Source organism: Bartonella sp. TT67HLJMS, from assembly GCF_042193375.1.
Lineage (GTDB): Bacteria > Pseudomonadota > Alphaproteobacteria > Rhizobiales > Rhizobiaceae > Bartonella > Bartonella grahamii.
This window is the reverse complement of sequence record NZ_JBHILP010000015.1, coordinates 16,441-30,134: the sequence shown is the minus strand read 5'-3', so window position 1 is coordinate 30,134 and position 13,694 is coordinate 16,441. Positions and strand designations below refer to the sequence as shown.

The window sequence follows — 13,694 nt, the reverse complement described above, 5'->3', positions numbered from 1 at the left end:
TTATATAGAAATAAAATAATTTTTAAATTATTAAAATATTAAAAATATATTTAAAATTTACATTTAAATACTTACATTTAAAATTTATTATAAATAGAAAAATATTTTCATAGAATCTTTTTTTATTGTAGATAGCTATTAAGATATATTCTGTTTAGAGCTGTATTTTTAATTTTGCTAAAAAATTGAATATAAATTTTTGGGGGGCGATTTTAGATAAAATTTCATGTTTAATTAGTAAACAATATCAGTGAAGTTTATAGAGAATTCTTCACAGAATAGCGCATTTCTTATCCTATAATGCAGTAAAATACTGTTGTTTAGAGTAGTGATATAAAGCATATAAAATTTTACACATTAAGTATTTTTAGAATGTGTGGTGAGTATTTAGGGTAGGGCTAGCCCATAGAGCTTTATGTAGGTGAATCATATAAGTGGTCAGCAGGCATCTCTCTTAACAAAGTCGGATTGTTTACAAACCCAAACTTGCGAGGAATCCTCGCCTTTTGAGGTATGAAGGAGGAGGTTAAGTAGAAAAAGGGTAACCTTTAGTTACCCCTTTTTGAGATGTTTTGTATAGATTTTATTTGTTCTTTGGAGCGATTTTTTTTCTTATAAATATAAAATACATTATACCTAGGAAAATAAACCAAAAGATACTGTATTTTAAAGCTGTTAGGGTATCATGTTCTAATGTCAATAAATAGAGCATGAAAGCAAAAAAGACTAACACGATCCCGCACATAATGACACCTCCCGGCATTTTGTAGACGGATTCAGCATGTAGATGAGGGTGATTGCGACGATACACAATATAGCTAATCAAAATGACGGACCATACGAATAAAAATGCAATCGCTGAAATGCTCGTCACAATTGTAAAAGCACTTATGATGCTTGGGGATGATGATGCAATTGTGTATCCTACTAAAATACATAGGCAGGAAAAGAACAGAGCATTGGCTGGAACATGGTATTTGGAAAGCTTCCCTAAAATTGGAGGAGCACCTTTTTGTGTTGCAAGCCCATATATCATGCGGCTAGTCGAAAAAATACCACTATTTGCTGAAGAGGCAGCCGAGGTGAGAACAACAAAATTGACCAAACCAGCAGCTATTGGAATGCCTGCAAGCCAAAACATGGCGACAAAGGGACTTTTTTCTGGAACAATTTGATTCCAAGGTGTAACGGACATAATCACAGCAAGAGAAAGGATGTAAAAGAGCACAATACGTACCGGTATTGCATTAATTGCTTTAGGGAGAACTTTTTTAGGTTCTTTAACTTCAGCTGCCGTTGTTCCCGCAATTTCTATACCAACAAAAGAAAAAATGGCGATTTGAAATCCAGCAAAAAAACCTGTAATTCCTCGCGGGAAGATATTTCCATCGTTCCATACATGGTTAAGAGAGGCAACAGTACCATTTGGAGAGGTAAAGCCTGTAGCGATCATATAAAATCCAACAATAACTAATGCCAAAATTGCTACGACTTTGATAAGACCAAACCAGAATTCAAGTTCACCGAAAAATTTTACGGCAAGGAGGTTAAGGATTAAAAAGAAACCAATGCAAGCAAAAACAACAATCCATGGATTAAGTGTTGGCCACCAGAAATGCATATAGTTAATGATAGCAATAATATCTGCAGCCCCAGTCACAACCCAGCTTAACCAATAGTTCCAGCCTACAAAGAAAGCGATTCCCGGTCCTAGCATATCGGTTGAAAAATCAATAAGGGATCGGTATTGTGGATTAGACAGCAATAATTCTCCCATAGCACGCATTACAAAGTATAGGGCACATCCAATAATAGCATAAACGAGTATGATGGAAGGGCCTGCTACACTAATTGTTTTTCCTGATCCCATGAAGAGACCTGTTCCAATAGCTCCACCGAGGGCGATAAGTTGTACGTGACGGTTATCTAGGCCACGTTGTAGTTTCATCTGAGGACCATCTTTTAAATTTTGTTTACAGTTCATTTTTTGGGGGTTCCCTTTAATTATTTTGAGATTAAATTACACTGAAAATGCATCATTCTGTATCGAAGCATGATATAAATGAGGTGTAAAGAAAAAAAACGTTTTTTATGATTTTGTGTGGATAAAGACAAGAATATGGTTTTGAAAAAAGAGGATGTTTTCCTCTTAAATAACGTAGCAGATATTTGAATAGGGAGTTTTTAATTGTTATTATTCATAATGGTGAGAGTTTTAATTTTGGCTCAAATAGCGCTCAAGAGTTCTCATCTTAGTTTAAGAAACAGTTCTTAATGATAGAAAATTAAAATTATTTTTAAAATCACTTTTTTGTTTCATGAAAAGAGGAATATCATAGCTTATTTCTTCTAAAGTGATGAATAAGGATTTTGTTTAGATATTGATAACATTTTATAAAAGGTTGCGAGAAATTCACATCGTTTACACAAAAATCCTTGAGACTATGATAAAGAAATGCAGCGCAATTCAGTTATACAAAGAAAAAAACTGGGGATTGTATAAGCTCTGTTAGAGGTTGAGCTATTCATCGTGAGAGACAGAATCAGAAAAAGATTGCTCTATGTAGCTTTGCAATTTGTTATCAAAAGATAAAACTATCCAAAGACAATGAAAAAAGAAAACAGAGATAAAACTGTTCCTGTTGCTATATTAATCGCACCTTTTATACGCTGCTTTTTTAGAGCGGAGCTGGCAAATGATATAAAAATGGTCATTAAAGTAAACCATGCAAAGATATTGAAAGAATGTATTGTGACAAGTTCAAAGCCTTTTTTAATTCCACCGCCAGAAGACAAAAATTTCGGGAAGTCCGCTATGTAAAATATTGATACTTTGGGATTTAGTATTTGTGTCAAAAAACCGTCCATATAGCTGGTGAAAAGTTTTGTTTTACCAATAGCACTCTTTTCATTCGTTGAACTTCTTTCTTTTGAATTTAAGCTGTGTATCCCAGATTTAATCGATTTAAAGCCCATGTATAATAAAGTGCTGCCACCCATGAGTTTTACTAAAAGAAACAGCGTTTTGTTGTTGAGAATGAGCGCTGATACACCTAGTATGGAAAATGCCCCATGCACATATGTTGCTGTACACAATCCTAAAACGTTTACAAATGCGTTCTTTTTTCCTAATCTTGTTGCATTATCGATGATAAGGGCCATATTCGGCCCCGGTGAGATGACTAAAAAAATGAAACAATGAAAAAGGTCAGTATTTGATGATTCATTTTACCTTTAGCTCTGAAATTAATTGATCTTTGAGATATAATTCTATTCTGTCAAACTGAGAAAGTTTTCCTACACCCTGTGGAGTACCTGTGTATATGAGATCACCACGTCTTAGCTGAATGTAGTGACTCAAAAATGATATTATCTTCTCAAAGCTAAAGATCATATTTTTCGTATCGCCAACTTGTCTTGTTTCGCCATTCAGCTTCATTGCAAAGGTTATTGGGTTGTTTATTTTTTCCTTGTTTATGAAGTCAGAGACGTATGCGGCGCCTTTAAATCCTTTAGATAAAAGCCAAGGAAGCTTTTTTTCTTTCAGTTTTGTTTGCAAATCACGCGCTGTGAGATCAAGACCTATTGCTATGGCATCATAGCATTCTTCTGCTTCTGCCTCCGTGACCATGAAAGCATCCTTTGAGATTTTGAGCACAATTTCAGTTTCAAAATGGATTTCTTTGGAAAAATCAGGGAGATAAATTTCATTGCCTAAGATGAGTGAACTGTTTGGCTTGCTAAAGATAACAGGTTCCTCTTCAACAGTATTGCCTAGTTCATGAACATGTTCAACATAATTGAGTCCAACACAGTAAATGTCATTTCTCATAGGAAACCCCCAAATTTTTTATTTTCTTTTTGTATAGGCAAGAGAGAACTTTGCAAACAACATTTTTTCTTATATCACGCTTTGCGTTTTCTGAAAAAGAGGCATTGTGTGGGTTGATGGCTAACCGCGATGACAGCCCTTTCGCATTGTCTCTCTTTTGAAGAGTGCCCAATCTTATAGTCTTTGAGAGATAAGAAACATTGCTTTCATTTTGGTTGCTAATCGCGTGAAATTCCTTCAATACTTTAAAGGTGTTTTTGGACATCTACGCAGCGATCAGTAGGGTCTGAAAACCCTAAAGTTCGATCATAAAATGAGCCCACTCTGTGGGTGTATCGGAATTCTGGGAGATTTTGCTATGTCCAAGTGCGATGAGCACTAAAAGCAAAAAGCTGATTCAAACTCAGTACTTTCAGGCTTCCGGAATATGAATGCGAGGGCGCTTACACCTGCACAAGTCCCCTTGCTTTCCTTTGCGGTATGTTCTGATACATGAATTGGCAAGCATCGTAAAACACAAGATGATGCTGTCGAACTCGATGTTTCAGATCTCGCTCTACCAGCTACCAACTGATGCTCAAAAACTTTGAGAAAAAGCAAATAAAGCCTTAGCACATGCAATGACCGTGGTGTTTGCTACTTACCAATCAATCCAAGTGATTGCGGATGCGCAAAAGGAATGTGATTTATCCGAATTTGATTTGATCATTTGTGATGAAGCACACCGTACGACTGGGGTTGTGTTGGGAACAGATAAACGTGAATCTGAATTTATCAAGGTTCACGATAACAGCATCATTCGGGGTAAAAAACGTCTGTACATGACAGAAACTCCCAAAGTCTTTACGGATAATGCCAAAAAGAAAGCCAATGAGATCAATGCCGTTGTGGCATCCATGGACGAAGAAGAGCTCTATGGAAAAGAGCTTTATTACCTATACATTCTCCAAAGCTGTTAAGAATGAACTTTTAGCTCCTTATAAGATTATTATTTGGGGTGTTGATGAAGAGGAAGTCAGTCAATCCATTCAACATCTGATAACAGATGAGAATTATGAACTTATTCTTGATGATAAAATCAAGATCATAGGCTGTCATCACGCCCTTGCTAAAATAGATCTGAAGGTTGATTTGAGTGATGACCAAAATCTCATGCGTCGGGCTTTGGCTTTTTGTAAAGATATCAATACGTCTAAACGTATCCGCGGTACATTCAATTCTAAAGAAATACAGAAATAATTGTATGATCTTCATAAGGTCCATAAAGAGACTTCGCCTCTTGACTGTAAATTTTCTCATATTGATGGAACACAAAGTGCCAAAGAACGCAATAAAGCCTTTGATTGGCTTAAGGAAGATGCGCAGGAGAATGTCTGTCGTGTGCTCACCAATATAAGATGTCTGTCTGAGGGGGATGTCCCTGCTTTTGATGCGGTTATGTTTTTACATCTCCGTAAAAGTCATGTGGATGTGATACAGGCCGGTGGGGCGTATCATGCGTCGTGCAAGGGGGAAAAAGAGAGGCTATATCATTTTACCCGTTTGGGTATCTGCCGGTGTTTTTGCTCGGGAGATGTGTCCGTTTGATTCTCTGATACATCCTTTAATCCGAGGACGTCCATGTTTTGTACGTTTTTTTCTTTTTGTCATATTTTATCAATCAGAATGGGATAGCATCATTAAGAGATGTGCTATGATCAGCAGCACCTGAAACGCTAGCGTAATTTTGGGTAGTAATGGGTGAAGGGGTAGGGGATGCCGATAGATCTTTCTTTGCATCAAGCAAATACAACTCGCCTTTAAATTGTGGTAAGATAATCTCTGTTGAGTGATGGTCATGCCTATTTTTTTTTTGCCATTTGCGTGTCTGTAATTTGCCTTCTACGTAAATCTTTGAACCTTTGTTTAGATATTGAAGTGCAATTTTTGCCAAATGTGGATTAAAAATCACAACTGAATACCATTCTGTTTTCTCTACTTTTTGATTGGTCCTTTTATCTATATAGCTCTCAGAAGTCGCTATACTAAAATTGACTATTTCTGTAGCAAAATTCATTGTTTTGCTTTTGGGATTAGCACCTAAATAGCCAATTAACATCACTTTATTTAGCATGTTGACACTTACTTTTTTAATAATTTTTTCAATTATTTCAAAATGATATTATTATTTTTCAACATATAAAATTATGTTTTTTATCTTTTGATAAACATAAAGCCACATCATGCAAATGACATGGCTTTCTTTTTACTGTTTAAAAGCATAGTGTCACAAATGCTAGCATTGACCACAAACCTGAGCATCATCAGAAATATAGGAATCATCATAAATCCATGCATTACCACCAACCCAGCAATTCCCTTCGTGATTTAAGTTGCCCTCATGCTCTATAAACCCACCCAAGTCATCCGCCTTTACATTACCAAAGTCTCTTAATGCACGTATGCGATAAATGGTTTGAACTCGATCACTTAAAAGATCTTTCACAGTTTTCAATTGACACCCTATAAAGGCACTAGACGTTGAAAACACGGCATTAAGTTTGTCGCTATACTTTCCCCTAAAAAGGGTCTTGTATGACATAACCACACCCGACAAAATCATTATATGTCCTCACAAGCACAAAAGATAGTCAGTATTTTAAAGACATGGGAGAGGCTGTTTCGTAACCTATCCTATCCGCTTAACTCTAAGTATTTCTACACACTTGATACTTTCTTAACAGCATGACTTTGCAATTTTTTTCTTTTTTATACTTACCTAATTGAATATAAATCTCTTTTTCTAGCTTTCTGTCTATAAGGTCATAAGAATGAATTCTTTGTAAAAAATTATAAAATCGGAAATTTTACTATGGTTTTTTAACTGAGCAATGTAGTGCGTAAATGGACATGTTTATTAAATTGCGTGTGCTTAACATAAGAAATAATACACAGACTAAAAAGAGTACTAAAGAGCAATATCTAAGTATCAGTATCCAATGGAAAAGAAAACTTGTGCTCCACGTACTTAGAAATGATAGGCAAAGAGACCGTTTCTTTATAACTACTTGGGAAACTTAAAACGACAAGCGCTAAACTTATTAGCTTTAAGAGGCTGTGCATATACTGTTGTAAATCACGTGTTAATGTCTTCCAACCTATTGTATTGCCGCGTTTGTATTTTGGGTTGCTCTGCAATTCAGAAGGAATATTAGAATTGTATAAAATTGCAAAACAGTTGTGATTATTACCAAAGAAACAGACGCGAATGTCAAAATACTCTGAATAAAGTCAATTTTTATTCCTAAAAAACATAAAAATATAAAAGTTATAATACCAAACAAGGCTCTTAGCTTCTTATCTGTAACCATCTTGATTTCCTGCAGTTTTCGATAGTTTTTTGATCTCTCTATTGATCTCGTCTATAAGAGGTTCATAATTGAGAACGTTTTTTAAGAATAGCACCACCTAAACTCATGCTTTTAATTGTGCTTTGGTACTAAAATCCGCATTCTTAGGTGTTTTGTAATACTGATCAGCATCAAATTTTTCACACTCTCTTGTACCGTTTTCATATTCGTAGAGCTTGTAAAAATACTCCTCTGCCCCATCCCCCATGGTGCATATCCCACTGCTGTTGCAACAAACCTCTTTCGTATGGGCTGTTTACGGTTTTTTAAGAATAGATGTTTTAAAATGAACATGCTTTAATCCTAATTTTACAAATTTGTCTATTTGCCTCAAATTTGACCGTACAGAGCGTTTTATATTATAAATTTTTTATCATAAAATCTTAAATCGCTGTGTACGGTGCCTTTATGTCGATTTAAATGTACATCTAATCACAAAACGATCAGCACTTTTCACTAGTTTGCTAACTTGCAATGTTTTTCACTGTTCCTCCAAGACCATTTAAAATCCCTTCAAGCTTTTGCTTTTCAACCAACGTGAGTGGTCTTGAATTCTGTCTCATTGCCTTTTCTTTCAGCCTTTTTTCACGGGTGTTCAAAACAGCCTTGCGTACAAGATTGGCTTTCGCCAAAAGACTGTTTTCCAAGTGATCTTGTAGCGCATGTCCTTTTGCACACACCGCGTTAATCATTTCTTCTTTTGAGGCATTGCCTTTGTCTGTTGTTACCTTCATTTTTGTAAGCTATTGCTGAAAACGCAAATAGCGCATACCATCGCCTTTAAAACGATAGGATCCAAAATTGACAGTGCCACTTGTTATATTGCTGTTTACACGAGAAATTGTCCATTCTGTCTTGGTATCTAGATCAAGGCAGAGAATGGTTTGTGCTTTGATGATCATGTTCCCCCATTAAGGCTGTTGCGTATTTATATGTGCGCTATGACAGAGCGTGTTGTGGTTGCCTGTTATGAAAAAATGTTTGTGAGAAAATACTTAAAACTACTTTTTGGCCAAATTTTTTACTGCCATTAGAGGAAAAATAAGCTTAGAAGCAGTTAATCTTCGAACTGATTCTTCTTGTTTTTGAATTACATCTTTTTGTGTATGTATTATTTTATTTTTTTCATCTATCTCTTTTCTGAGCCTTTGCGTCGTTTTACAAGAGTTATGAAGAGTATAAGCCAACTCCAAATTAGCAATAAAATAGATAACAACTGCTATTACTAAACTCAGATCTATCTCCATTCTATACCTCACTTACTTTTCTTCGTATTATCTTACTCCTGTTAAGAGCGTGAATGATGCTGCTGGTGTTGGAGAAATCTTAGGATTATTGATGAGGCATTTGTTAGATGCAAATGACCTTGAAGAAGAGTTTAAGCATTACAAACCAGTTACAACAGAAGCTAAGCGAATTTTATCGAGCCCTGTTGTGAAAGCTGCTTAACGTTAAAAACATGACTCATTTCCTCATCCTTAAGGATGAGAAAATCAAGATTGACTGCCTCTCCACCCTAAAAGACGAGGAGGAGTTCAAAGTGCTAAAAAGGTACTTCAAAAAGCAGCAATGATTCGTATTTTACCACCATCGTGGTGCCGTCTGATAGCGTTATAATGGAGTTGCGAAAGGTGGTTGAGAAGGTGTTTTGATTTTTGTTGATTTTTAATAAATCATTGGGAAATAAGGGGAATTAAGATATTCTGGTGCGGACGGCGGGACTTGAACCCGCAAGGTCTTTGACCGGCAGATTTTAAGTCTGCTATGTTTACCGTTTTCATCACGTCCGCGATGAGAGTTCTCTCATAAGCTATATCTTTTATTGAATCAAGAATTAATGACAAAAGAAACATTTTTCATTTTTTTAGTAAAATTTTGACTGACAATAGTTTTCTTTATCGCTAGAAAAAGCTTTTATAATGTAAATAAAGCATGAAATGATTAGTGTTATGAGTCAATTTATTCAAGACGTCACAAAAGCTATGGTGGGATTGCATCACGTGTTTGCTGAAACACCACTTCAAAGAAATGATTTTCTTAGTCAAAAGTATGATGCAGAAATTTATTTAAAGCGTGAAGATTTAACACCGGTGCGGTCTTATAAGATTCGTGGTGCTTTCAATTTTGTTTCAGAAATGCTGAGCAGTCTATCACCAGATTCTGCATTTGTTTGTGCTTCAGCAGGGAATCACGCGCAAGGGGTTTCTTTTGTTTGTCGTTATTTTAAACGTAAAGGCGTGATTTTTATGCCTATGACAACGCCACAACAAAAAATTGAGAAAACACGTATTTTTGGTAAAGAATTCATTGATATTCGTTTGATTGGTGAAACATTTGATCAATGTTATGAAGCTGCGCAATCCTTTGTCGTGGAGAGCGGTGGTGTAATGGCTCCACCTTTTGATGATATTCGCATTATTACGGGGCAGGCAACAGTGCTCTGTGAAGCTGCTTTACAATGGAAAAAACTCAATGGAGAAAGTGAGCCAGATTTGATGATTGTGCCGGTAGGGGGGGGGGGGTTGGCAAGTGGAGTGAGCAAGTTTTTACATGAATATGGTTGGAAAACAAAGCTTCGTTTTGTTGAGCCGCAAAGAGCTGCAAGTTTGCTTGCTTGTTTGGAGAGTGGAAAACGCGTCAAGCTTGAAAATATTGACACTTTTGTAGATGGTGCTGCTGTGGCTGAAATTGGTGCGCTAAACTATACAATTCTAAAGAAATTTTCCCCTGATTCTGTCATTACGGTTCCTGAAAATCGTGTTTGTTCTACGATGGTTGAAATGCTTAATGTTGAAGGTGTGGTCCTTGAACCGGCTGGTGCTTTATCGATTGACGCGCTTAACAGTATTCCTCCTCAAGAGTTAAAGGGGAAAAAAATTCTTCTCGTTATTTCAGGAGGTAATTTTGATTTTGAGCGTTTGCCAGAAATTAAAGAGCGTTCTTTACGTTTCCAAGGGTTGAGAAAATATTTTATTTTTAGTTTTCCGCAACATCCTGGTGCATTGCGTCATTTTCTTTCCACATTATCACCAGATGATGATATCGTACGTTTTGAATATCTTAAAAAATCAGCGAGAAACTTTGGTTCTGTATTGGTTGCGATTGAAACAAAAAAATACGGTAATTTTTGTCTTTTAGAGGAAAAATTTCAAGCGTTAGGTTGGCGTTATCGTGATATTACTGATGATCAAACATTATTTGATTTCGTTATTTGAGAAACTGAAATTTTACTAAAACAAGAAGTACAATGATGAAACCTATTTTTTATTTGGTGCTGAGTCTATTTTTCTTTTTGATTGTTAATCAACAGAGTTTAGCATCTCAGCCCACAATAATACAAAAAGCTGAACTTTCAAGAGTTGTTGTTGATGTCAATAATGCTATAAAAAATAGGGATTTTACACCTATTTCTCGTTATATGCCTGAGCGACTTTATAAAGAGATGGCACATCGATTGAATACAACAGAGAGTGCTTTACGTAGTGATTTTCTTCAACAGTTGCATAGGAAATTTGAGAATTTGCCTTCTGGTGCTTATTATTTAGATAAAGAAAATATAGAGTATTTACAAACTGATAACGGTACTTTGTATGCTTTAATTCCAACAGTTCTTGAGATGAAGGATCGCATCATTCGATATAAAACTTTGGCGATTTTTGATAAAACCCAATGGTATTTAATTTATGGCGGTCAAAAAACTTTACAAAATCCAGTTTTTCTCGAGATTTATCCTGATTTTATCAAGGTACATTTACCGATGGACACAATCATCAAAAAGTAAACGATCTAAATATTGTTTTTTTATTCATGATAAATGTATTTCGTAAAGTTCTTGCTTTTTTATCATAATCCAAGGATAATGGGGATGAAGGCATTTAGGCTGGTTTGTTGGCTTTTTGTAAAGTGAAGTTTATACGCCTTTATCTTGATTTCAAGGTGCTCATGAGCTGCGCAAGCTGCTTTTTAAGCGTTGCTTCATTTAAAATGTCAGGGATTTCTCTTGCGCGGATTCTTGAGTGGAGAGTTCAGTTGGTTACTTGTTTTGAGTTCTTCAGCTGAGGAAAGATTGTATTTTGCCTATAAAAGAAGAAAATGTTTTTACAAAGTTAGGTTTGCCTACTCTTTTGATTAAAAATTTACTCATTGCTGGGATGAGTAAACCTAAACCTATACAAGAACAAGCTATTCCAGTAATGTTGAAAGGACACGATATTTTAGGTGTCGCTCAGACAGGTTCTGGAAAAACCTTGGCATTTGGTTTACCTATTTTAAGTCAGATTTTGGCTTTGGGTGATAAACGCTGTCCTAAAACTGCACGCGCTTTGATTTTAGCTCCAACGCGTGAACTTGCTGTCCAGATTGATGAAACGATTCGCACTGTGGCGAAGGGAGCTCATCTTTCAACATGTCTTGTTTTTGGGGGCGTGTCACGTTTAAAACAAATTAAACGTATGGAAGCAGGTGTGGATGTTTTGATAGCGACTCCAGGGCGTTTGAGAGATCTTGTTCGTGAAAAGTGTGTTGATCTTTCCCAATCTCGTTTTTTGATTTTGGATGAAGCAGATCGTATGTTGGATATGGGGTTTATTCATGATGTCAAGCAAATTGCAAAGCTTTTGCATCAAGAGCGTCAGACTGCACTCTTTTCTGCAACAATGCCGAGGGAAATTGCTGTGCTTGCAAAATGTTTACTCAATGATCCTGTTAAAATTGAAGTTGTTCCTCAAGGTACTACGGCTGTAGAGATTTGCCAAAAATTGTATTGTGTTCCTACGAATGAAAAAAAGAATGTTTTAAGTAAACTTTTGACAAATCCAGCTTTTAATTCCGTTATTGTTTTTACCCGAACTAAACATGGGGCTGATTCTGTTACACGTAGTTTGGCAAAGATAGGATATTCAGTCGCAACGATTCATGGGAATAAATCACAAGGTGCTCGCCAGTCTGCTTTAAAAGCTTTTCGTGAAAGATCTGTGCAGATCCTTGTGGCAACAGATATTGCTGCACGCGGTATTGATATACCAGGGATAAGCCACGTTATTAATTATGACTTACCAGATGAAGCTGAAAGTTATGTACATCGTATTGGTCGTACAGGACGTAATGGTGCATCTGGTGAAGCACTTACACTTTTTGATGAGAAGATAGAAAGGGAACGGTTGCGTGCTATAGAGCGCTTGATTCGTATGAAATTGGCGGTTGAGTCAGTTCCAGAACAATTTGCAGCGTTTCCAGAAAAGCCAATTTTGCCAGAAAGTAGAGAAAAAGAAAACGATAAGGAACGCCGTTTTAAAAAATCTAAACGTCAAAAACAGTTTTTAGGTCGAAAAGATGATGCCGCACAGTTGCAGCGGAAGAATTCTTCATCTCCAAATGAGAGGCATAAAAAAGCAAAAGCGGTGGCAAAGCGTGCAAAGCCTTTTCGTTTTCGAAAATCAGTTAAGAAGGCAGCCTAGATAAAGTCTTGAAAAAAGATTATGTACTGGAGATTTTTTACTTTTGTTGATTTATTCTCAATTGAAAAGAGGTAAAAAATACTCTTGCCAAAATAAGAAGGTCTTTTAGAGGTTTTCATTTCTAAGAAATGAAAACCTCTAAGTGTTTGGATTATTTAAAAATCTTTTAAAAAGAAATTATTATTGTAGAGGCGATTATTTATTTTCTTTATTTCCATTTTTTAAAATGGGAATGAAAATAGATTTTATTTATATAAAATTATTTTTTAAAAGATGTATTTTATCTTTAATGATAACTTTTAATTTTAAAAATTGATTTCTAATAATAAGCCATTGTTTTATATATAAATAGTTCATTATATCGTAAAAATTTTTCATTTTTAAGCTATTTATGTGGATCAATCAAAAGTATTCATTTGTACGTTATATGTGAAATTATCGTATAGATAAACATTTGAGAAATAAATAAAATGATTCTTATAAACTCTTTCAAAGGCAAGGGGTATTCCTAAGATTGAGAGTTGGAAAATAGTATGATGGTATGGCTTTTATTATAAATAAAGATGGGATGATTAATCGATTTCATTTTATATCATTTACGGGAGTCATTGTGAAATGGGCTTGGGGGGAATTTAAGAGATATCTCTTTAGAAAAGCGTGTGACTGCATAATACAATAGCAAGAATTCATGATTTCTGAAGGCTTTCTCAGGATTCTTAACAATTTAGCTTGTTACCTTGGTTTTTATTTTAAAACACTATTATTTGAGAAGATATAAAGCCTATAAGACTTTATGTATTAAATGTTTTATGACAGTGGGATGAAATATCCAGGGCAAGGTTGTTTGTAAAGCGTTGAAGTGGTTAGCAGGAGGAACAACCTGTTAGATAAGACGCCGGAATGTTTACAGACTTGTTTGATGTTTTTTGCTTTTAAGATGGGGAGGCGGTTATGTGGGATGTATGGAGATAATATATGCCCTGATTGTTGTTTCTTCCATTTTTCAAAATGATTGCT

At 35.5% G+C, this 13,694-nt stretch carries 12 protein-coding genes, 1 tRNA gene and 3 pseudogenes; 5 read left to right on the top strand and 11 right to left on the bottom strand.

Features of this window, described 5'->3' with window-relative positions; genetic code table 11:
• Positions 1 to 583: 583 nt before the first annotated feature.
• From ACFIJQ_RS08315 to ACFIJQ_RS08305, 3 genes are all read right to left on the bottom strand, one after another.
• On the bottom strand, positions 584 to 1,984 hold the full coding sequence (locus ACFIJQ_RS08315) for an amino acid permease (RefSeq protein WP_273788538.1): 1,401 nt from the start codon (positions 1,982 to 1,984) through the stop codon (positions 584 to 586).
• Between the two features lie 611 nt (positions 1,985 to 2,595).
• Positions 2,596 to 3,162, bottom strand: a complete 567-nt coding sequence (locus tag ACFIJQ_RS08310; RefSeq protein ID WP_375629778.1) for a LysE family translocator — start codon at positions 3,160 to 3,162, stop codon at positions 2,596 to 2,598.
• A gap of 61 nt (positions 3,163 to 3,223) precedes the next feature.
• Positions 3,224 to 3,832 (bottom strand): fumarylacetoacetate hydrolase family protein, encoded by a 609-nt coding sequence (locus tag ACFIJQ_RS08305; protein ID WP_375629775.1) that lies wholly within the window; start codon positions 3,830 to 3,832, stop codon positions 3,224 to 3,226.
• 454 nt (positions 3,833 to 4,286) lie between these two features.
• On the opposite strand from ACFIJQ_RS08305, the pseudogene ACFIJQ_RS08300 reads away from it, so the two are divergent.
• Positions 4,287 to 5,405: pseudogene (locus tag ACFIJQ_RS08300) on the top strand (helicase-related protein); the annotation flags it as partial.
• Positions 5,406 to 5,492: 87 nt separating this feature from the next.
• On the opposite strand, the gene ssb reads toward ACFIJQ_RS08300, so the two are convergent.
• From ssb to ACFIJQ_RS08265, 7 genes and pseudogenes are all read right to left on the bottom strand, one after another.
• Positions 5,493 to 5,945 (bottom strand): single-stranded DNA-binding protein, encoded by a 453-nt coding sequence (gene ssb / locus ACFIJQ_RS08295; RefSeq protein WP_273788541.1) that lies wholly within the window; start codon positions 5,943 to 5,945, stop codon positions 5,493 to 5,495.
• 162 nt (positions 5,946 to 6,107) lie between these two features.
• Positions 6,108 to 6,434, bottom strand: coding sequence for a hypothetical protein (locus tag ACFIJQ_RS08290; protein ID WP_375629772.1), 327 nt, complete (start codon positions 6,432 to 6,434; stop codon positions 6,108 to 6,110).
• A gap of 247 nt (positions 6,435 to 6,681) precedes the next feature.
• A pseudogene (locus ACFIJQ_RS08285) lies at positions 6,682 to 7,182 on the bottom strand (hypothetical protein).
• Positions 7,169 to 7,515 (bottom strand): annotated as a pseudogene (locus tag ACFIJQ_RS08280) (hypothetical protein). The pseudogenes ACFIJQ_RS08285 and ACFIJQ_RS08280 overlap by 14 nt, the downstream one beginning before the upstream one ends.
• Before the next feature lie 170 nt (positions 7,516 to 7,685).
• Complete coding sequence (locus tag ACFIJQ_RS08275) at positions 7,686 to 7,955, bottom strand: hypothetical protein (protein ID WP_375629769.1); 270 nt, start codon at positions 7,953 to 7,955, stop codon at positions 7,686 to 7,688.
• A 9-nt stretch (positions 7,956 to 7,964) separates the two neighbouring features.
• The gene (locus ACFIJQ_RS08270) at positions 7,965 to 8,123 is read right to left on the bottom strand and encodes a hypothetical protein (RefSeq protein WP_375629766.1); all 159 of its coding nucleotides are present in this window, start codon (positions 8,121 to 8,123) and stop codon (positions 7,965 to 7,967) included.
• 99 nt (positions 8,124 to 8,222) lie between these two features.
• Entirely contained in the window at positions 8,223 to 8,468 is a 246-nt protein-coding gene (locus tag ACFIJQ_RS08265) for a hypothetical protein (RefSeq protein ID WP_375629763.1), read from the bottom strand.
• A gap of 49 nt (positions 8,469 to 8,517) precedes the next feature.
• Between ACFIJQ_RS08265 and ACFIJQ_RS08260 the strand changes: the two genes are divergently transcribed.
• Positions 8,518 to 8,670, top strand: coding sequence for a hypothetical protein (locus ACFIJQ_RS08260; protein ID WP_273788544.1), 153 nt, complete (start codon positions 8,518 to 8,520; stop codon positions 8,668 to 8,670).
• Between the two features lie 255 nt (positions 8,671 to 8,925).
• Here the strand turns inward: ACFIJQ_RS08260 and ACFIJQ_RS08255 are convergent.
• Positions 8,926 to 9,011 (bottom strand) — tRNA-Leu (locus tag ACFIJQ_RS08255).
• Between the two features lie 147 nt (positions 9,012 to 9,158).
• Here ACFIJQ_RS08255 and ilvA point away from each other — a divergent pair.
• From ilvA to ACFIJQ_RS08240, 3 genes are all read left to right on the top strand, one after another.
• Positions 9,159 to 10,436 (top strand): threonine ammonia-lyase IlvA, encoded by a 1,278-nt coding sequence (ilvA, locus tag ACFIJQ_RS08250; protein ID WP_026500531.1) that lies wholly within the window; start codon positions 9,159 to 9,161, stop codon positions 10,434 to 10,436.
• Positions 10,437 to 10,471: 35 nt separating this feature from the next.
• On the top strand, positions 10,472 to 11,002 hold the full coding sequence (locus tag ACFIJQ_RS08245; protein ID WP_273788554.1) for a hypothetical protein: 531 nt from the start codon (positions 10,472 to 10,474) through the stop codon (positions 11,000 to 11,002).
• 292 nt (positions 11,003 to 11,294) lie between these two features.
• The gene (locus tag ACFIJQ_RS08240) at positions 11,295 to 12,677 is read left to right on the top strand and encodes a DEAD/DEAH box helicase (protein WP_273788545.1); all 1,383 of its coding nucleotides are present in this window, start codon (positions 11,295 to 11,297) and stop codon (positions 12,675 to 12,677) included.
• The last annotated feature ends 1,017 nt before the right edge of the window (positions 12,678 to 13,694 follow it).